General features: G+C 63.8%; 16 protein-coding genes. 4 read left to right on the forward strand and 12 right to left on the reverse strand.

Features of this window, described 5'->3' with window-relative positions; genetic code table 11:
* Positions 1-9: 9 nt before the first annotated feature.
* From NLY37_RS01175 to NLY37_RS01195, 5 genes are all read right to left on the reverse strand, one after another.
* Complete coding sequence (locus tag NLY37_RS01175; protein WP_023740660.1) at positions 10-1113, reverse strand: mandelate racemase/muconate lactonizing enzyme family protein; 1104 nt, start codon at positions 1111-1113, stop codon at positions 10-12.
* 17 nt (positions 1114-1130) lie between these two features.
* The gene (locus NLY37_RS01180; protein WP_023740661.1) at positions 1131-1838 is read right to left on the reverse strand and encodes a GntR family transcriptional regulator; all 708 of its coding nucleotides are present in this window, start codon (positions 1836-1838) and stop codon (positions 1131-1133) included.
* Between the two features lie 180 nt (positions 1839-2018).
* A complete protein-coding gene (locus tag NLY37_RS01185; protein WP_023740662.1) occupies positions 2019-3173 on the reverse strand; it encodes an efflux RND transporter periplasmic adaptor subunit in 1155 nt (384 codons plus the stop codon).
* A 14-nt stretch (positions 3174-3187) separates the two neighbouring features.
* Positions 3188-6376 (reverse strand): efflux RND transporter permease subunit, encoded by a 3189-nt coding sequence (locus tag NLY37_RS01190; RefSeq protein ID WP_023740663.1) that lies wholly within the window; start codon positions 6374-6376, stop codon positions 3188-3190.
* A complete protein-coding gene (locus tag NLY37_RS01195) occupies positions 6370-6630 on the reverse strand; it encodes a hypothetical protein (RefSeq protein ID WP_023704858.1) in 261 nt (86 codons plus the stop codon). Before NLY37_RS01195 ends, NLY37_RS01190 begins: the two co-directional genes overlap by 7 nt.
* 242 nt (positions 6631-6872) lie before the next feature.
* Here NLY37_RS01195 and NLY37_RS01200 point away from each other — a divergent pair, with 242 nt between their 5' ends.
* On the forward strand, positions 6873-7454 hold the full coding sequence (locus NLY37_RS01200; protein WP_023668517.1) for a TetR/AcrR family transcriptional regulator: 582 nt from the start codon (positions 6873-6875) through the stop codon (positions 7452-7454).
* 335 nt (positions 7455-7789) lie between these two features.
* Here the strand turns inward: NLY37_RS01200 and NLY37_RS01205 are convergent, their stop codons facing one another.
* The 7 genes from NLY37_RS01205 to NLY37_RS01235 all read right to left on the reverse strand — a co-directional run bounded on the left by NLY37_RS01205 (position 7790) and on the right by NLY37_RS01235 (position 15937).
* Positions 7790-8812 carry a LacI family DNA-binding transcriptional regulator gene (locus NLY37_RS01205; protein ID WP_023668516.1) on the reverse strand — a complete coding sequence of 341 codons (1023 nt, stop codon included), beginning with the start codon at positions 8810-8812 and terminating at the stop codon, positions 7790-7792.
* Positions 8813-8948: 136 nt separating this feature from the next.
* The gene (locus NLY37_RS01210) at positions 8949-9743 is read right to left on the reverse strand and encodes an ATP-binding cassette domain-containing protein (RefSeq protein WP_023668515.1); all 795 of its coding nucleotides are present in this window, start codon (positions 9741-9743) and stop codon (positions 8949-8951) included.
* 4 nt (positions 9744-9747) lie between these two features.
* The gene (locus NLY37_RS01215; RefSeq protein ID WP_023668514.1) at positions 9748-10734 is read right to left on the reverse strand and encodes an ABC transporter permease; all 987 of its coding nucleotides are present in this window, start codon (positions 10732-10734) and stop codon (positions 9748-9750) included.
* Between the two features lie 109 nt (positions 10735-10843).
* A complete protein-coding gene (locus tag NLY37_RS01220) occupies positions 10844-11776 on the reverse strand; it encodes a substrate-binding domain-containing protein (protein ID WP_023687083.1) in 933 nt (310 codons plus the stop codon).
* A gap of 296 nt (positions 11777-12072) precedes the next feature.
* Positions 12073-13101, reverse strand: coding sequence for an ABC transporter permease (locus NLY37_RS01225; RefSeq protein WP_198024918.1), 1029 nt, complete (start codon positions 13099-13101; stop codon positions 12073-12075).
* On the reverse strand, positions 13098-14642 hold the full coding sequence (locus NLY37_RS01230) for a sugar ABC transporter ATP-binding protein (protein ID WP_050588382.1): 1545 nt from the start codon (positions 14640-14642) through the stop codon (positions 13098-13100). Before NLY37_RS01230 ends, NLY37_RS01225 begins: the two co-directional genes overlap by 4 nt.
* 137 nt (positions 14643-14779) lie before the next feature.
* On the reverse strand, positions 14780-15937 hold the full coding sequence (locus NLY37_RS01235) for a fumarylacetoacetate hydrolase family protein (RefSeq protein ID WP_023740667.1): 1158 nt from the start codon (positions 15935-15937) through the stop codon (positions 14780-14782).
* A gap of 176 nt (positions 15938-16113) precedes the next feature.
* On the opposite strand from NLY37_RS01235, the gene NLY37_RS01240 reads away from it, so the two are divergent.
* The 3 genes from NLY37_RS01240 to NLY37_RS01250 all read left to right on the forward strand — a co-directional run bounded on the left by NLY37_RS01240 (position 16114) and on the right by NLY37_RS01250 (position 19193).
* Positions 16114-17391, forward strand: coding sequence for an NAD(P)/FAD-dependent oxidoreductase (locus NLY37_RS01240; RefSeq protein ID WP_023740668.1), 1278 nt, complete (start codon positions 16114-16116; stop codon positions 17389-17391).
* Between the two features lie 96 nt (positions 17392-17487).
* Positions 17488-18369, forward strand: a complete 882-nt coding sequence (locus NLY37_RS01245; RefSeq protein ID WP_023740669.1) for an ABC transporter permease — start codon at positions 17488-17490, stop codon at positions 18367-18369.
* Entirely contained in the window at positions 18366-19193 is an 828-nt protein-coding gene (locus NLY37_RS01250; protein WP_460221946.1) for an ABC transporter permease, read from the forward strand. Before NLY37_RS01245 ends, NLY37_RS01250 begins: the two co-directional genes overlap by 4 nt.
* The last annotated feature ends 10 nt before the right edge of the window (positions 19194-19203 follow it).

Genomic DNA, 19203 nt, shown 5'->3' on the forward strand with positions numbered 1-19203 from the left:
CGCTTGATCTCAGCCGATCTCTAGGAAAGGCTTGCCGAGCAGGTCGGGCACGACATCGATGCCGAGGCCGGGCCCGTCGGGAATGCCCATGTGGCTGCCGGTGACCGGTGGGGCGTTGGAGGCCGTGCGCACCGTCACCCACTCATGGAAGGCGATGGCGTGCAGCCGGCGTTCTTCCGGCGTCGACAGCGACAGATGCGCCATCGCCGCCGTGTCGATCTCGGCGCCGCCCGTATCCTCGACGGTGATCATGAAACCGAGATCGACGGCGACGTCGCGGATTTGCCTTGTCCTGGTTACGCCGCCAAGCCGCGAGATCTTCAGCGTCAGCCCGTCGGCGGCGCCCAGGCGATGGATTTCCAGCATCGCCTCGAGCGAGATGACGCTCTCGTCCAGCACCATCGGCTTGTCGAGCATGCGGCGCACCGACATGTTCTCCTCGATCGTCGTGCAGGGCTGCTCGAACGTGTAGTCGATGCCGCGCGTTGCATCGGCGAACTGCCGCGCCTGGTAGGGTGTCCAGCCGGCATTGGCGTCGCAGAAAATCACCGTGCCTTTCGGCACGGCCGAAGCGACTGCGCTCACCCGCTCGATGTCTTCATGCACATTGCCGCCGACCTTGACCTGCAGCCGGCGGCAGCCTTCCGCGATGATCTTTTTGGCCAGTGCCGCCATCTGGTCGAGCGTGCCGTGGGTGACGACGCGGTAGGTCTCCGCTGTGTCGCTCTCGCGGCCGCCAAGCATGGTCACGAGCGGCACGTCGGCGGCCCGGGCCGCCAGATCCCAGCAGGCCATGTCGAGCGCCGACTTGATGTAAGGATGGCCCTTGAACACCGTACCCATCAATCGGCCGATGCCGGCGAGGCCACGCGGGTCCTGGCCGATCAGGTGCGGCGCGATCTCGACCACGCCCGCGCGCGTTCCCGCCGGAAAGGCGGCCGAATAGAAATTGCCGAGCGGCGCCATCTCGCCCCAGCCGGTCACGCCGCTGTCGGAGGTGATGGCGACGATCACCGCATCGAAGCAGTCTGCAACCCGCCCCTTTGACATGCGGTAGGGCCCGTCCACGAAGGGCTGCACGACGCGATAGGCCTTAATGGTTTTGATCTGCACTTGTCTGTCCGTTGTCTCTAGGTGTTGAGGAGGGTCAGCCCTTCGATGTTCCGCTGATCGAGGCCACGCGCATAGGCAAGCAGCTCTTCGAAATCGAGGTCGATATGCTCGCGCGCATGGCGCTGGGCAGCGCGCATGTCGGCGCCCTTCAAGAGCCGCACATAGGTTTCGTGGAGATCTTCGGCCGGCACCGGCTCGTTGCGGGCCCGCTGGTGCAGGGCAAAGTACATCTGCAGCCGGCTGGTCAGCCGCTGCCAGGTTTCCAGCAGCACCGAATTGTCGGCCCATTCATAGATCAGCCCGTGCAATTGCAGTGCGGTCTCGATCTGGCGGGTGGTGTCGCGCGCGCGCGTTGCCTGCTTCACCGCTTCGTGGCGGCGGTCGAGTTCATCGAAGAAGCGCTGGTCGCGCAGCTTCCATGTCCGCTCGATGGCGAATTCATCGAGCACCTTGTTCAGCGAGTAGGCGTCGTCGATATCTTTGGCGGTGACATCGATGACGAAGGTGCCGGCATAGGGAATGCTGGTCAGGATGCCTTCCTGCACCAGCTCGCGCATAGCTTCGCGCAAAGGCGCGCGGCTGACCCGCATCTGCTCAGCGATCCTCAGCTCGCTCAGCTTTTGGCCGGGTTCCAGCTGGCCGGTCAGGATCGCCCGCCGCAACAGCGCAACGATCTCGGCTCGGCGTGTCGTATCCGCGATCGGATTGAAGTCCAGCTTGGCCATTCCGTCACTCCAGTGAGAGCCGGAAACAGACAAGCAGATTGTCGACAATCCTACAATATGTCTATTCCGGATTCTTGTGCCTTGCGGTTACTCCAAAAACGGCGTGCGGCGCTCCATAAAAAAACGGCGCCCTCGGCGTGGAAGCCGAAGGCGCCGCAGGACCGGGGCTGATGGGGGTTATCAGCTGGCCGGTTTCTCCTGGGGCAACGGCGAGATCGGCATTCCTGGTCCGATCTTCTGCAGATTGCCCGTGATCACCTGGTCGCCTTCGGCAACGCCGCTGAGGACCGCCACAAGGTCGCCGCTGGTCGCGCCAAGCGAGACGATGCGCTGGTCGACCGTGTTGCCCTTGCCGACGACATAGACATATTTGCCGAGCTGGCTCGAACCCAGCGCCACCTGCGGCACCATCAGCGCGTCGGGCAGCTGCTTGATGTGCAGCCGCACGCGGACATACTGGCCCGGCAGCAGCGAGAACTTCGCATTGCCAATGGTGGCGCGCGCCGTAATCGTGCCGGTCGAGTGGTCGACCGTGTTGTCGATGAAGGTGAGTTCGCCCTTCTGGCTGGCTTCGGTCTCGCCGGGCAGCAGCACCTCGACCTCGATCGGGCCGGCGGCGCGGGCCTGTTCGATTTCGGCCAGGTCCGTCTCGCTCGGATTGAAGGTGACGTAGATCGGGTCGAGCTGCACCAGCGTGTTCAGCACCGTGCCGGCGACGCTGACCAGCGTGCCGACCGAAGCCTGGTTGCGGCCGACGCGGCCGGCAAACGGAGCGTGGATTTCGGCGTAGCTCAAATTGAGCTCGGCCGTGCGCACCGCCGCCTGGTTGACGGCAAGCGACGCTTCGGCCTGGCGCAAGGTGCTCGTACGCTGGTCGAACCCATCCTTGGCCAGATAGCCGCTCTTGGCGAGTTCGGAGCCGCGGCCGAGATTGGAGCGCGCATAGTCGAGGCTCGCCTGGTCGCGCTGCACTTCGGCCTTGGCCTGGTCGAGAGCCGCCTTGAAGTCGTCAGGCGAGATCTTGTAGAGCAGATCACCCTGGCGCACATCCGCGCCGTCCTTAGCCGTCTGCTCCTGCAGATAGCCGGGCACGCGGGCCTGCAAGGTGACGCTGCGGATCGCCTCGATGCGGGCGGCGTAGTCAAGGTAGATCGGGATCGTCTTCTTGACCACGCTCGTCACCGGCACCGGCATGACGAATGCCGCAGGTGCTGCCGTCGCTGCCGCCGTGCCGGCATTGAGGCTGAGATTGCCCATGTCGAGGAAGTGGACGCTTGCCACCGAGATCGCTCCCAGGGCGACGGCCGTTCCCAAAGCTATTTTCCATTTACGCATTTTGGTCTCCAATTCTATTCGGCTGCTTCGGCCAGGCGCATCGGCGCTGGTTCGGCAGTCGGTTCATTATTGTCCTGGTCATGAGCAGCGTTCGGTTCGCTGCGCACGCGGCCTTCGCGCAGCTGTTCGATGACCGCGTAGAAGACTGGCACGAACACCAGCGACAGGATGGTCGCCGCGACCATGCCGCCAAACACGGTGGTGCCGATCGACTGCCGGCTTGCCGCACCCGCACCCGTCGCAAACATCAGCGGCAGCACGCCGAGGATGAAGGCGAAGGCCGTCATCAGGATCGGCCGCAGCCTCAGCCGCGCAGCTTCCATCGCCGCGTCGACAATGCTCAGTCCCTCCTCGCGCCGCCGCCTTGCAAACTCGACGATCAGGATCGCGTTCTTGGCGGCGAGGCCGATCAGCATGACGAAGCCGATCTGCGAGTAGACGTCGATCTGCATGCCGCGCAGGAACAGGGCTGCGAAGGCGCCGAACAGGGCCAGTGGCACCGCCAGCAGCACCATGAACGGCATCGCCCAGCTCTCATACTGCATCGCCAGGATCAGGAAGACGAAGACGATGGCGAGGCCGAAGACGACCGACGCGATCGATCCTGCCTTGAGCTCCTGGAAGGTGATGCCGGTCCATTCGAAACCGAAATCCCTGGGCAAAGCGGTGGCGGCGGCCCGTTCCATCGCGGCAACCGCCTGGCCCGACGAGAAGCCGGGGGCTGCGCCGCCATTGATCGTGGCCGAGGCGTTGTTGTTGTAGTGCGGCACGGTTTCCGGGCCGACGAACGGCACCAGTTTGCCCAGTGTGCTCAGCGGCACCATGCCGCCGGAGGCGTTGCGCACATAGAGCCGCGAAAGGTCGCCTGCGTCGGCACGTGCATCCTTGTCGGCCTGGATGGTCACCCGGAAGGTGCGGCCGAACAGGTTGAAGTCGTTGACGTAGAGCGAGCCGAGATAGATCTGCAGCGTGTTGAAGACGTCGGGCAGGTTGAGGCCGAGCAGTTTGGCCTTGCTGCGGTCGAGGTCGTAGTTGAACTGCGGCGTCGAGGTCGAGAACGGCGAGAACAGCTGCTGCGGGTTGATTTCCGGCTGCTTGCGCGCCTCGGCGATCACGGCTTGCGTCGCGTCGTTGAGGGCTGAACTGCCGCGCCCGGTGAGATCCTCGACGACGAATTCGAAGCCGCCCGTGGTGCCGATACCCGGGATCGAAGGCGGATCGAAGGACAGCGCGAAGGCTTCCGGAATCTGCATCAGCTTGCCGCGCACGTCGGCGACGAGCTTCGACGCGCTCTGGTCGGGGCCGCGCTCTTCCCACGGCTTCAGGATGGCGAACTCGACAGCCGAGTTCGACTGCGCCGCACTGGTCAGGAAGTTCAGGCCGCTGATCGAACCGACAATCTCGACTCCGGGCGTAGCTTGGAGGATGTCGCGCGCCTTCTGGGCCACCGCGTCGGTGCGCTCCAGCGAGGCGCCGTCAGGCAGCTGGATGACGACGAAGAAGTAACCCTGGTCCTCGACCGGAAGGAAGGTCGAGGGCAGCTTCTGCCAGACGAAGTAGGTGGCCACCAGGCCGGCCGCGAACAGACCGAGCATGATCCAGCGCAGCCGGATGAGGATACGCACGCCGTGCGCATAGGCATGCGACAGTCTGTCGAAGCCCGTGTTGAACCAGCGGAATGGGGCGAACTGCGTCTCGCCGCGATGGCGCAGGAAGGCGGCACTCAGCGCCGGGCTGAGCGTCAGCGAGTTGAAGGCGGATATGCCGACCGAAATCGCCACCGTCAGCGCGAACTGATTGTAGAGCTTGCCGGAGACGCCGGGAATGAAGGCGACGGGCACGAAGACGGCCATCAGCACTGCGGTGGTGGCGATGATCGGTCCGGTGACCTCGGCCATCGCGGCCTTGGTCGCCGCCAGCGGTTTGAGGCCCGCCTCCAATTGTCGCTCGACATTTTCGACCACCACGATGGCGTCGTCGACGACGAGGCCGATGGCCAGCACCATGCCGAGCAGGGAGAGCATGTTGAGCGAGAAGCCCATCATTTCCATGACCACCATCGTCGCCACCAGCGACACCGGAATGGCGATGGTCGGGATGATCGTCGTGCGCCAACTCTGCAGGAAGATGAACACCACGGCCACGACCAGCACCAGCGCTTCGCCAAGCGTGATCAGCACGTCGTGCATCGATGCCGACACGAAGCGCGTCGTGTCGTAGTGCATGGCGTAGCTGACGCCCTTGGGGAAACGGGCCGACAGTTCCTGCATCTTGTCCTTGACGTGCTGCTGCAGATCGAGCGCGTTGGAACCGGGCATCTGGTAAACGGCGAGCACCACCGTCGGGTCCTTGCCGAAGAAGGCCGACGACGAATATTGCAGCGCGCCGAGCTCGATGCGGGCGACGTCGCGCAGTCGCACCAGCGAGCCGGTGCCGGTGTTGGCGCGCACGACGATGTCGCCGAACTCCTTGGGGTCGCTCAGGCGGCCGACGGCGTTGACCTGCATCTCGAAGGCGGTGCCGGCGGGCGCCGGCGACTGGCCGATCTTGCCGGCCGCCACCTGGACGTTCTGTTCCGAGATGGCATTCTGGACGTCGACAGCGGTGATGCCAAGATTGGCGAGCTTGTCCGGGTCGAGCCAGACGCGCATCGAATAGCGACGCTCGCCGAAAATCTGCACATCGCCGACGCCGGGCAGTCGCTTCAGCGGATCGACGACCTGCAGATAGGCGAGGTTGCTCAGCGCCACCGGATCGACCGAACTGTCGGGCGAGGTCAGGTTGACGATGAGGACGAAATTCGGGTTCTGCTTCTTGATCGTCACGCCACCCTGGTTGACGATCGCCGGCAGCGACGAGGCGGCTTGCGAAACGCGGTTCTGGACGTCGACGGCCGCGGTGCTCAAGGAATAGCCGACATCGAAGGTGATGGTGATGGTCGAGGAGCCGTCATTGGAGCTCGACGACGACATGTAAGTCATGCCTTCGACGCCGTTGATCTGCTGTTCCAGCGGCGTCGTCACCGTATCGGCGACCACTTGCGCGCTGGCGCCCGGATAATGCGCGCTGACCACGACCTGCGGCGGCGTGATGTCGGGAAACTGCGAAACCGGCAAAAGGAAATAACAAATCGTCCCGGCGAGCACCATGATGATGGCGATGGCCGAGGCGAAGATCGGACGATGGATGAAATAATTTACCACGACACGCAAACCTCTTTAGAAGAACCGGCCTCTTTAAAAGAATGGGCAGACCGGGACAGCCGCCTGCCGCGCACCGAACCCGGGTCCTGCAAAAAATACGAAGACGGCGCCGCGCCGCTGAGGCCCTGCTCATCGGCAACGGTCCTCAGCATCGCTTCGAAGGCGCGCGGGTTGACGCGGTCCGCTTTCATCACCAGCCGGATCATCGGATCCCGGATGGCTTCATCGATGGTCAAATCCTTGCGCTGCGACATTGGAGCGTCTCCATTCCAGCGGCCCGCATCGGATGATCGCGAACCGGTTTTCATCTCTTCACCGGCCGGAGCCGCATGACCTGCAATTTTCACCCTTTGTGATCTGGCAGGACCAGTTCACGGCCTTGTTATTGACGGAAGGCCACATAGGTGTTACCAGTAAGTAACATTCGGATAGTTACAGACCGGTAACACCCTAGTCAAGAGGTGAACCGAATTTTTAGGGAGACAAGGAGACTGCGATGGCAGACGGCATTACCGATCGTGTGCGCCCCCGGGATCGAATCCTGGAGACGGCGCAGGACATGTTTCACAAGCATGGCATCAAGGGCGTCGGTGTCGACGCCATCACGGAAGCCGCCGGCACCAACAAGATGACGCTCTACCGTCATTTTGAGTCCAAGGACGAACTGATCGTCCAGTGCCTGCGCGCGTCGGCGGCTAAAGGCGCCGCGATGTGGGACCAATTCGAGGCTGAGCATCCCGGCGACAAGCTCGCCCAGTTGCATGCCTGGATTCGCATGGCCGCTGCTTGCCTGGCGGCTGACGGTCGCGGCTGCGACATGGCCAATGCCGCCGCCGAATTGACCGAGCCGGACCATCCCGCCAGGAGCGTGATCAAGGAGCTCAAGAGCGCTCAGCGCGATCGCCTCGTTGCGCTGTGCCGGGATGCGGGCATCGGTCAGGCCGAGCTTCTGGCCGATACGCTGTCGCTGCTGTTCGAAGGGGCGCGCGTCAGCGTGCAGACCATGGGCTGCCAAGGCCCCAGCACGCAGTTCGTGCGCATGGCTGAAGGCCTGATCAGCTCTTTCAGGGCGCGCTGAATTCCAGCTTTCGGAGTTGAGGAGTCCCCATCATCCGGCGGGGCTTTTGGCTATTCTCCGAACTTGCCCGTCAACTCTAATTTAGATTCATTTGAGAATGAAAAAAGCCCGCTGCCGGGAGGAGGTGGCAGCGGGCCGATTTCGAACGAGATGCGGGAGGAGGTGCACCGCGCTCAGCGTCGGCATCGCATCTGGGAGGAGTAGATGGCCGACACCCAGATGAGTACGAGTTGCCCAATGATTCGGCAACAATGAAAGTTGCATGGCTGCTGTGCAGATTTGCGGCATCTACCCCGACTTGTCGTACAAATCGGACAAACCGCCACGGCGCGACTTCACTGCACCGGCACGTTTTCCTTGAAGATCAGCCGTGGCTCGATGAACTTCTTCGTCAGGTATGGCGCGGCGGATGCGATCGAGCCAAGCAGGCGGATCACAGATTGCTCCGCGATCAGCCGCGCATTCTGGTCGATGACGACATCGGCGAGGTCGTCGACGAGATAGCCGCGCGTTTCCTTGGTCAGGTCGTGGCAGATGAAGACCGGCTTCTTCTTTGGCTTGGCCTCGAGCAGCGCTCTCGCCACACCTGAGCGCCCGGCGCCGACGCAATAGATGCCGAGCAGTTCCGGCTCGTTGTGCAGCGCCTGCATCGTTGCGGTGTAGCTGCCCTCCGGTTCGTCATTGATCTCGACCGCACTCGAGACCGTGAGATTGGGGAATTCCTCTGTCAGCACCGACCGAAAGCCCATCTCGCGCTCCTCGTGCCCGCGATAGGAACGCGAGCCGACGACCATCGCCAGATGACCCTGGCGGCCATTGAGGAAGCGCCCCATCAACAGCGCCGCCGTGCGTCCGGCAACCCGGTTGTCGATGCCGACATAGGCCGAACGCGGGGCGGCTGGAACGTCGGAGACCAGCGTGACAAGGCGGATGCCTGCCTCGACCACATCGCGCAATATGTTGCGCGTTCGCGGATGATCGACGGCAATGACGCCGACGCCATTGGCCTTCAGCGACAGATTTTCAACCGCCGCCTGCAGCGCTGCCGGCGAGATGCCGCCGAGATTGTGGATCCGGCACGAGGCGACCAGCGGCAGGCGCCCCGCATAGTCCTCGATGTGCCCGGCGAGGTCGATCATGAAACCGTTGGCGCCGATCGGCAGGAAGAATTCAAGATGCGCCGGGCGCGACGGCAGCGTCACCTGATCGACCACCGGCAAATAGCCGAGCTGCTTGGCCGCCTCCATCACCCGTTGGCGGTTGGCGGCGCTCGCGCCGGCCCGGTTGTTCAGAACCCGGTCGACGGTCGCGGTCGACAGGCCGCAGCTCCTGGCTATGTCGGCAACGGTGGCTTTCATGGCTGTAGTCATAGAGCATGATCCCGAAAAGTGGGAACCGGTTTTCTCGGACAAACGGGAACCGTTTCGTCAAAAGGTCATGCTCTACAACGAGTTAGAGCGGATGCGTTTCCGTGCCAGACGGCGCGAAGACGGTTCAGCCGTGCGATGGCCCGCCTTCGATGATGGCGTCGCGGATCTCCTTGTCCGACATCCCGGTGATGATGCGTTCGACCTCGGCCACGCTGGTCTTCTTCGGGTCGATGTCGTCGGCCACCACCTTGCCCCGGCGCATGACGACGATGCGGTCAACCACCTGGAAGACATGGTGGATGTTGTGGGCGATGAAGATGCAGGAATGCCCGGAATCGCGCGCGTTGCGCACGAAGCTCAGCACGCCTTGCGTCTCGGCGACGCCGAGATTGTTGGTCGGCTCGTCGAGGATGATCAGGTCGCTGTCGAAGTGCATGGCGCGCGCGATGGCGACGGCCTGCCGCTCGCCGCCGGACAGGGAGCCGATCGGCGTCGTCGGCGGGATGTTCTTGGAGATGCCGACCTGTTTCAACAGGTCGCGGGCGACATTGTTCATCGCCTCCTGGTCCATGCGGTTCAAAAAACGCGGCGGTTTGATCGGCTCGCGGCCGAGGAACAGGTTGCGTGCGATCGACAGCTGCGTCACCAGTGCCGAATCCTGGTAGATCGTCTCGATGCCGTGCGCGATGGCGTCGCTGGTGCTGCGCAGATTGACCTTCTTGCCACGGATGAAAATGTCGCCGCTGGTCAGCGGCACCGCCCCCGACAACACCTTGATCAGCGTCGATTTGCCGGCGCCATTGTCGCCGAGCAGGCCGACGATCTCCCTTTCGTTGACATGAAAATTGGCGTCTTCGAGCGCCTGCACGCGCCCGTAGGACTTTTTGATGTTGGACATGCGGATGAGCGGTTCAGCCATGGTTCTAGGTCCCTGCCTGATGCCGGCGTTCCAGCCATGAGTGCAGCGCCATCATGCCGAGGATGATGGCGCCGATGAAGATGTTGTAGGCCAGCCCGGGCACGCCGATCAGCACGATGCCGTTGCGCATGACGCGCAGGATGAGGATGCCGAGCACGGTGCCGATGATGGTGCCGCGCCCACCGGTCAGCGCCGTGCCGCCGATCACCACCATGGCGATGACTTCGAGCTCGTAGCCGGTGCCGCTGTTGGGGTTGGCGGCCGACGTGCGCAGCGACGAGATGACGCCGGCAAGCGAAGCCATCACCGACGACAGCACGAACAGGCCGATCTTGACGCCGCTGACGTTGACGCCGCGCGCCCTTGCGGCGCCTGGATTGCCGCCGGCTGCCTGGATCCAGTTGCCGGTCCGGCTTTGCGTCAGCACGTAGCCCAGCGCGATGGCCGCCGCGATGAACCAGAAGAGCGACATGTAGATGCGGAACGGGCCGATGAAGAAATCACCGACCAGCGCTTCGGCCAGCCAGCTGCCCTCGGCGCTCCACGTCCGCTGCGGAAAGCCGTCGGTGACGAACAGCGCGGTGCCGCGCACCACCAGCAGCATGCCGAGCGTCACCAGGAAGGATGGGATTTTCAGCTGCGTGACGAACCAGCCATTGACCAGGCCGATGAAGGCCGCGATCAGCAGCGCGGCGAGGAAGCCGACCTCCAGCGAGGTCAGGCCGCTGTTGAACAGCGTCCACATCAGCACCGGCGAAAAGCCGAACAGCGAGCCGACCGACAGATCGAATTCACCCGACGTCATCAACAGCGTCATCGCCAGCGCGATCAGCCCGAGCTCGACGGTGAAGGCCAGCGTGTTGGAGATGTTCTGCGGCGACAGGAAATCGTGGTTGATGCTCCAGAACACCGCGATTTCGACGATGAGCAGAACGAAGGGCCCGAATTCCGGCCTCGCGATCAGGCGTTGGATGAGCGAACGGTTTTCCACTGATAACCTGCGACAGGAAGGGGAAGGCTGAGCCCAGCGCGCAACGCGAAGGGCTCGGCGAAAAGACAGTCGCGACCGAGACTGCGGCCGCGACTGTTGAAGGTCTGGGTTATTTGCCGGACAGGATGTCGTCGTAGACCTGCGCGGTGTCCTTTTCATAGAGCGCGCCGGTGATGACGTTGAAGCCCGGAGGAATGCCTGACGCCGCCATGTTGGCCAGCGACAGCGCGACGTAGCTGGTCGCCTGCGGGTCCTGCCACTGGCCGGCATTGACGTAGCCGGTCAGCACTTCCTGGGTGGTGTCGAGCGAGTTGCCCCAGCCGACGACCGGGATTTCGCCCGGCTTGATGCCGGCCTGGTCGAACACCCGCTTGATCGAGCCGGTGACCAGATCGCCGAGGCCGATGATTGCCTTGACCTTGGCCTTGTTGGCGGTGAGATAGTCGACCATGCGGTTGATGGCTTCGGCCTGGTCGAGGGTCGCTTCGGTGATCTCATAGGTGATCCCCAGCGGTTCGAAGACGCTCTTGATGCCTTCCTCTTCCTGGACGCCGTAGGTGGCGCCGGGGATTTCGACCGGCATCCAGACGAAGTCGCCCTTCTTCACCAGGCCCTTGTCGACCAGATATTGCGCCCAGTGCTTGCCGAAGGTGACGTTGTCGCCGCCGACATAGGCGTCGAAGCTTGCCTTGGGATCGGGCGTGTTGAAGTTGATGATCGGGATCTTGGCCGTGTTGGCTTCCTTGGCGATTTCGATCAGGCTGCCCGGATCGGGGCTGGTGGTGACGATGCCGTCGGCCTTGGCCGAGATCGCGGCGCGCACGGCCTCCTGCTGCGAGGCAACGTCGCCATTGTGGAACGAGGTGTTGACGGTGTTGCCGGTGTCCTTCGCCCATTGCTTGGCGCCGGCCAGGAAGTAGGTCCAGACCGGGTCGGCCGGGCCGCCATGCGAAATCCAGTAGAACGTCTTGGCCTGTGCCGCCGCCGGAACGGCCAGCGCCACAATCAAGCCAAGCACGAGTAATCGTAGCCTCGTCAGCATTTGCTTTCCTCCCATGTTGAAAAACGACCTCCACGTCCGACGATGATCCGGGCCGTGCCCTTGATCCTCTCCTCCTGCCAGCGCCGACCCGGATGCGCAGAGCATCTTCTTTTGCGGCCGATGGCAAGCCTCTATCCGCCCAATGGATGGTGGCGCGATGCAACGCGCCATCATCGATCCCATCAGATCGCATCAGTTAGAGGGCAATTCCAGGAAAAGTGTGAAACGGTTTTCCGTCCGGAATTGCGTCAACCAAGAGATAGAGATATTTCCCGGCAAGCAGGCGGGGCTTAAACTCAGGCGCGCGGATTTTCCTGGAAGCGCTCGGCCTGGCGGATGCGCAGCACCTTGTCCAGCCGGTCGAGCGCGAGCGCCAGCACCATCACCGCGCCGATCACGAAGGGGCTCCATGCGGCGTCGATGCCGAACAGGGTCACGCCGCTCAAGATGACCTGGACGATCAGCATGCCGATCACCGCACCGAAGACGGTGCCGCGCCCGCCGGAAAGCGAGGTGCCGCCGATGATCGCCGCGGCAATCGCCATCAGCACGAAACCGCGGCCTTGGTCGACGTCGGTAACGGGAGAGCCAAGCCACAGCGCGCCCGCCAGCCCCGAGACGATGCCCATCAGCACCAGCGTCTGCAGCCGCACAGCACCTGTCGGGATGCCGGCATAGAGCGCCGCCTGCGGATTGCTGCCGACGGCCTGGATCCGGTAGCCGAAGCGGCTGCGGTGAAGCACGAGGTGCATCACCACCGCCATTGCGACGAAGACAAAGACAGCCGTCGGCACAAGGCCGAACAGCTTGCCGTGAACGATCTCAAAGAAGTCGCCGCCTGGGCTGGCCGGAGCTGTCGCTTGCATCTTGACGGCCACCGCCGCCAGGCCCCGGAACATTGCAAAGGTGCCCAGCGTAACGACGATGGCCGGCAGTCGCAGCGCCACCACCAGCAGGCCGTTGACGAGGCCGAGCCCGGCGCCGAGCAGCACGCCGGCAAGGGCGGCAAGCCACGGGTCGATGCCGGCGGCCAGAAGGAATGCGGTGAGAAGGGCCGCGAGATGGAATATCCAGCCGACGGAAAGGTCGATCTCGCGGAGTGCGAGCACGAACACCATGCCGATCGCCAGCATGCCGGGATACGCAGCGGTTTCCAGCAACGACAGCACATTGGCCTCATCGAGGAAATCCGGCCGGGCAAAGCCTGTAATCGCCACCAGGACAACGAGCCCGATGAGCGGCCTGAGTTCGACGGGCAGGCGAAGGCTGCGCTTCGGGTGGGCAGCCGAACCGGCAAGCTGTAGCATGGGATCCAATCGTGTCATGCCATGGCTCCCACGAGTTTCTTTTTCGGCCGCTCCGCCTCCGGCATCTCGCCGGTGGTGGTCAGTTGCAGCACTGTCCTTCGCTTCATCTCGGCGCCGGACAGCTCGCCGGCGACCCGGCCGCGGTGGAAGACAAGGACGCGGTTGCTGAGGTTGGTCAGTTCGGACGGCTCGACCGAACGCAGCAAAACGATACAGCCATTGGCTGCCATCTGCCGGATCAGCGCATAGATCTTGCGCTTGGCAGCCGCCTCGATACCGCCAGCCGGATTGTCGAGGAGCAGCACTTGCGGCGCCGTCTCCAGCCATTTGGCGATTACGATCTTCTGCTGATCGCCGGCCAGCAGCGAATTCACCGGCGCGTCCGGCAGGCCCTTGATGCGCAGCGCATCGATCTGCCTTGCGGCGGCGGCGATCGCGGCCTTGGGCGAGTAGCGGCGAGACCCCCAGTTGCGGGCGCCGGTAGCGATGTTGCCTATGTTGAAGGCCAGCGACCGGTCGGGCATCAGGCCGTTGCACAGGCGGTTGGCCGGCACCAGGCCGATGCCGCGCCGCGCCGCTTCGGTCGGATTTCCAGGCAAGCCGTAGCCGTCGGGGAGCCGCACCCTGCCGCTTTGCGCCTCGCGCAGGCCAAACAGCATCTCGAACAGGTCTTCAACGCCCGACCCCTCAAGCCCGGCCAAGCCGAGGATCTCGCCGGAGCGGGCGGTGAAGCTGACGCCGGAAATCCGGCCGCCGCTCAGACCCTCCACCGTGATCCGCGGCCTTATCGTGCTGGCATTGGCCGGCAGTGCAGGCGGGAACAGGCTGCCGCGCTGCTGGCCGATCATGGCGTCGATCACATCGGCTTCGCTCAACGCCGAGCGCTCACTTGTCAGCACGTCACGGCCGTTGCGCATCACGGTGACCTGGTCTGCGATCGCAAACACGTCCTCCAGCCGGTGCGAGACATAGAGCACGCTCGTGCCCTTGGCCTTGAGGTCACTTAGTACGGTGAACAGGTGCTCGGTCTGGCGCCGGTCGAGCGCAGAATTCGGTTCATCGAGGATCAGCAGCCTCGGGCCTTCCAGAATTGCGCGGCCGAGTTCGACATAATGCCGTTCGCCCATGCCGAGTTGTCCCACAGGAGCGTGGACATCGACGTCGAGCTTGAGTTGCCGAAGCAAGGTGCGGCTGCGTGCCTCCATTTCGCGCCTGGAGACGAAGCCATTGCGCAACGGCTCGCGATTGACGAACAGATTGGCCAGCACCGAGCGGTCGGCAAACAGGCCGAGCCCCTGGTGGACGACGCCGAAGCTGTGCTTGCGTGCAGCGATCGGGCTGTCGACGGTGACGATCTGGTCGCCGACGCGGATGGTGCCGCTGTTGGGCCGGAGCACGCCGGCAAGCACCTTCACCAGCGTCGACTTTCCGGCGCCGCTTTCACCGACGACAGCATGGATGGTCCCCTGTCCGACAGACAGGTTCATATCCCTGAGCGCGACAACGCCGCCATAACGCATGGCGAGATTGCGCACCGATATCATCGGCAAACCGAGCATGCGATTCGGCCCCCACAGACCGCGCCCCGATCCTGGAGCGAATTTCCGATACAGTCACCCGGATTCCGCTAACAAACGGCTTACAGGGACCGGATACGAACGTTTATCGGCTATCCGTTCGTCCCGCTGCTCCGAAATCAGATCAGGTCGGCCTTGGCGAGGTCCCGCATGAGATGGCTGGCGCCGTAGGTCCAGTGCGGGCAATCGGGCGACAGAAGCACGCGGTTCACCAGCGCGCCGAATTTCTCCGACGAGATGGTGACGATGTCGCCGATCTTGTGGGTGAATCCCTTGCCCTTCTCGCCGCGATCCTTCGACGGCACGAACATGGTGCCGAGATAAAGCGCCAAGCCGTCGGGATACTGGTGGTGCGGCCCCATGGCGGCCGCGACCAGCTCTTCGGGCGAACGGCTGATCTCGGCCATCGAGCTCGCGCCCTCCAGCGAAAACCCGTCCTCGCCCTCGACCTTCAGCCGCACAGTGGCGCGCTTGACATCGTCGATGGAAAAGCTTGCGTCGAACAACCGGATGAAAGGCCCAAGCGAGGCCGAGGCATTGTTGTCCTTGGCCTTGCCGAGCAGCAGCGCCGAGCGTCCCTCGACGTCGCGCAGATTGACGTCGTTGCCGATGGTCGCGCCGACGATCTTGCCGGTGCTGGCGGCGATCATGGCGATCTCCGGCTCGGGGTTGTTCCAGGTGGAGACAGGATGCAGCCCGACATCGGCGCCGAAGCCGACGGACGCCATCGGCTGGCATTTGGTGAAGATCTCGGCGTCGGGGCCGATGCCGACTTCCAGATATTGCGACCAGGCGCCGCGCTGGATGAGCTTGGCCTTGATCTCAATCGCTTCGGGTGAGCCGGGCTTCAGCTTCGACAGATCGTGGCCGATCAGCCCGGCAATGTCGGCGCGGATGGCGTCGGCCTTTTCCGCCGAGCCGCGCGCCTGCTCCTCGATGACGCGTTCGAGCAGGCTGACCACGAAGGTCACGCCCGACGCCTTCACCGCCTGCAGGTCGACAGGCGAGAGCAGATAGGGTTTTGCCGGATCGCGGGTGGCCTGAAAACTGTTGGCGGCGATCGCGTCGAGCGAGCCGATCGGTTCGCCCTTGGCAGAGCGCACGTGTCCGGCCGGATCGGCCATCTCGCAGATGTCGCGCACTGTGGGTGCGGTGGTCGAGGTGACGTCGAAAACGATCCCGTCGCGCACGGTGACCACCAGAGGATGCGAGGCATCGCTTGCCCTGGCTCGGCCGATGAAGAGCCCGTCGGCGGGAAGCTGCGTTGGGTTCGTCATGGCTTACGGTCCTTTGATGATCGAGATGGCAGCTGGGCCGCGGCACTTTCACCGGATTCACGCCAAAGGTCTATCCCGTGGCGCAGGCAATTGTCGGTTCTGACATGAGGCCCGCTCTTTCAAAAAAATGAAACTAGCACTAGAATTTTCATTTTCCGCATACTCCAGGTGAAGCCTTGCCCACACCGTTTTCCGTTCCGATCTGGCAGAAGCCGCAGACCGCATCCGCCTTCCAGTTGCTCGTCACTGCGCCGGTCGACGTTGCCATCGTCGGCGGCGGCTTCATGGGCCTGTCGACCGCCTTGCACGCAGCCCGGCTCGGTCTCGGTGTACAGGTGCTGGAGGCCGGCGGGATCGGCCAGGGCGCCTCGGGCCTCAATGGCGGCCAGGTCATTCCCGGCCTGAAATATGATCCCGAATGGCTGCTCGAGCATTTCGGCCCCGAGCGTGGCCGGGCGCTGGTCGATTTCGCCGCCTCGGCGGCGGATACGGTGTTCGATCTCATCCGCGACGAAAAGCTGGCGGTGCAGTTCACGCGCAAGGGCTGGATCCAGGCCGCGCATACCGAAACCGCATTGAAAGCGGCGGCGAACAGGGATCTTCAATGGCGGGCGCGTGGCGCCGATGTCCGGCTTCTGAATGAAAGCGAGATCGCCGATATGACCGGCGCGCAAGGCTATCTCGGCGGCTGGCTCGACCGCCGCGCCGGCATCATCGATCCGCTCGCCTATACAGTGGAACTGGCGCGCATCGCTGCCGCCGCCGGCGCCAGCATTGCCGAGCGGCAGAAGGTGGTGAAACTCCGCAAGGAGGCCGGCCTTTGGCGTGTTTCAACCGAAAACGGCGCCGAGGTGCGGGCGAAAGCGGTTGTCCTGGCGACGAACGCCTATACCGATGGACTGCTTCCGGGCCTCGCCGAAACGATCGTGCCGCTGCATTCCTTCCAGGTCGCCACCGCGCCGCTGTCATCCAACCTTGCGGCAACGATCCTGCCGGAAGGGCAGGCGGTGTCCGACTCCAGGCGCATTCTCGTCTACTACCGCAAAACAGCCGACGGCCATCTGGTGCTTGGCGGCCGCGGCCGCATGGCGCGGCCGAGGAGCGAGGCCGACTGGGCGCATCTGCAGCACGCGCTGGTGCGGCTTTATCCGGCGCTCTCCGATGTCGTCATCGAGAAGCGCTGGTTCGGCCGCGTGGCGATGACACCGGATCACCTGCCGCACATCCATGAGCCGGAAAAGGGCCTGCTCGCCGTGGTTGGTTGCCAGGGCAGGGGCGTCGGCCTGATGACCGCGCTGGGAAAACGCATGGCGGGCTACCTCGCGGGCGGCGATGTCAATCAATTGCCGTTCCCGCTGTCGCCGGTCCGGCCGATCCCGTTCCACGCCTTCCGCCAGGTCGGCGTCGCCGCGACCATCGCCTGGTACCGGATGCTCGACGCCTTCGAGCGCTGATTGGGTGCCGGTCGCCTAGGCCTCGTGGATTCAGCTTGACAGTTTCACAAATATGAAAAAAGCTAAGCCGATTTCATATTTCCGTTGAGCAGTCCGATGTCGAGCATCGTTGCAACAGAAGCGCCGGCAGGGTCGTCCCGAGGCTTCCGCTTCGCCATGTTGCTGCCGGGCGGGCTGGTCACCTTCTTCCTGATCCTGTTTGCGCTCGGCCTCGTGCTGTTCCTCGCCTTGCGCGGCAATGACGGTTCGCTGCTCGGCGCCGGCTTTACGGCAGGCAACTTCATCACCGTGGTCTCCGATCCGCTCTACTGGACGGTGACGCTGCGCTCGCTGGTGATCGCCGGCCTGGTGACGCTGGCGACCGTCGTCACCGCCTATCCCGTCGCCTACTATCTCGCCTTCTATGCCGGCCGCCGCCGCAGCCTGCTTTTGTTTCTGGTGACCCTGCCGTTCTGGACCAGCTATCTCCTGCGCGTCTTCGCCTGGAAGATCGTGCTCGCCTACAACGGCGTCTTGAACTCGGCGCTGATCGAAAGCGGCATCTGGTCGGAGCCGACGCTGGCCTTCCTCAACACGCCGGCGGCGGTGGTCGTCACGCTGGCGCATGCCTATGCGCCCTTCGCCATCCTGCCGATCTATGTGGCGCTGGACACCATCCCGAAATCACTGCTCGAAGCCGCCTCCGATCTCGGCGCCAGACCGTTCACGGCGTTTCGCCGCGTCGTCTTGCCCAATTCGATGCCGGGCGTTCTGGCGGCCGCCCTCGTCGTCTTTGTGCCGACGGTCGGCGACTATGTCACCCCGGCCATGGTCGGCGGTCCCGCCAGCACCATGATCGGCACATTGATCCAGTCGCAGTTCGGCAAGGCCAATGACTGGCCGTTCGGGGCGGCACTTTCAGTCTGCGTGATGCTGGTCATCCTCTGCGTGGTGCTGGTCGCACGCGGCGCCGACCGCAAATTCGGCAGCCGCACATGAGCGCGGCGCGGAGAGATGATGGCCGCGGCTGGCTCGGCGTCTATGTGCTTGCCTATCTCGTCTTCCTCTATCTGCCGGTGCTGTTGATCCCGCTGTTTTCCTTCAACAACTCCATCCAGGCCGCGTTTCCGCTGCAGGGCTTCACGCTCGAATGGTATGCCACGCTCTATGGCAATCCGGCGCTGTCCGGCGCGCTTTTGAACAGTCTCGTCATTGGCGTCGTGGCCGCCGCCGGCGCCACGCTCTGCGGCATCACCGTCTCCTATATGGACCTCTACGGTCGTTCGCCGCTCGCCGCCACCATCAGCGCCATCTCCAGGCTGCCGATCCTGATCCCCGGCGTCATCGTCGGCATATCGTTGCTGATCCTCGTCAATCTCATCGGCCTCGGCCCGTCGCGCATCGCCATCGTTCTCGGCCACATACTGGTGGCGCTGCCGACCACCGTGGTGATCATGCGCAGCCGGTTTGCCGCAATTCCGAAAACCGTTCGCGAGGCCGCACTCGATCTCGGCGCTTCCGACTGGACGACCTTCCGGCGGGTGATGTTGCCGCTCTCGCTGCCGGCCATCGTCTCGGCCTTCATGCTGGCCTTTCTGATTTCCTTCGACGAGTTCATCGTCGTCTTCTTCCTCGCCGGCACCGAGCCGACGCTGCCGCTCTACATCTGGAGCCAACTGCGTTTTCCTCGCTCGCTGCCGACCGTGATGGCGCTGGGGACAGCTATCCTTGCTGTGTCCGTCATCATCGCCGGCATCGCCGAAATCCTGCGCCATCGCGGGCTGAGCACAGCCCGTCGGACGGCGCCCACCAGTCCAGCCTGAACCATAACAA

The organism is Mesorhizobium sp. C395A (assembly GCF_030323205.1).
Classification (GTDB): domain Bacteria; phylum Pseudomonadota; class Alphaproteobacteria; order Rhizobiales; family Rhizobiaceae; genus Mesorhizobium.

Bases quoted from the DNA above. Each gene is read 5' to 3' on its own strand.
- NLY37_RS01235 (WP_023740667.1), bottom strand. From the start codon at position 15,937: ATGACGAACCCAACGCAGCTTCCCGCCGACGGGCTCTTCATCGGCCGA.
- NLY37_RS01210 (WP_023668515.1), bottom strand. From the start codon at position 9,743: ATGGCTGAACCGCTCATCCGCATGTCCAACATCAAAAAGTCCTACGGG.
- NLY37_RS01180 (WP_023740661.1), bottom strand. From the start codon at position 1,838: ATGGCCAAGCTGGACTTCAATCCGATCGCGGATACGACACGCCGAGCC.
- NLY37_RS01250 (WP_460221946.1), top strand. From the start codon at position 18,366: ATGAGCGCGGCGCGGAGAGATGATGGCCGCGGCTGGCTCGGCGTCTAT.
- NLY37_RS01245 (WP_023740669.1), top strand. From the start codon at position 17,488: ATGTCGAGCATCGTTGCAACAGAAGCGCCGGCAGGGTCGTCCCGAGGC.
- NLY37_RS01230 (WP_050588382.1), bottom strand. From the start codon at position 14,642: ATGCTCGGTTTGCCGATGATATCGGTGCGCAATCTCGCCATGCGTTAT.
- NLY37_RS01225 (WP_198024918.1), bottom strand. From the start codon at position 13,101: ATGACACGATTGGATCCCATGCTACAGCTTGCCGGTTCGGCTGCCCAC.
- NLY37_RS01200 (WP_023668517.1), top strand. From the start codon at position 6,873: ATGGCAGACGGCATTACCGATCGTGTGCGCCCCCGGGATCGAATCCTG.
- NLY37_RS01205 (WP_023668516.1), bottom strand. From the start codon at position 8,812: ATGAAAGCCACCGTTGCCGACATAGCCAGGAGCTGCGGCCTGTCGACC.
- NLY37_RS01220 (WP_023687083.1), bottom strand. From the start codon at position 11,776: ATGCTGACGAGGCTACGATTACTCGTGCTTGGCTTGATTGTGGCGCTG.
- NLY37_RS01185 (WP_023740662.1), bottom strand. From the start codon at position 3,173: ATGCGTAAATGGAAAATAGCTTTGGGAACGGCCGTCGCCCTGGGAGCG.
- NLY37_RS01195 (WP_023704858.1), bottom strand. From the start codon at position 6,630: ATGTCGCAGCGCAAGGATTTGACCATCGATGAAGCCATCCGGGATCCG.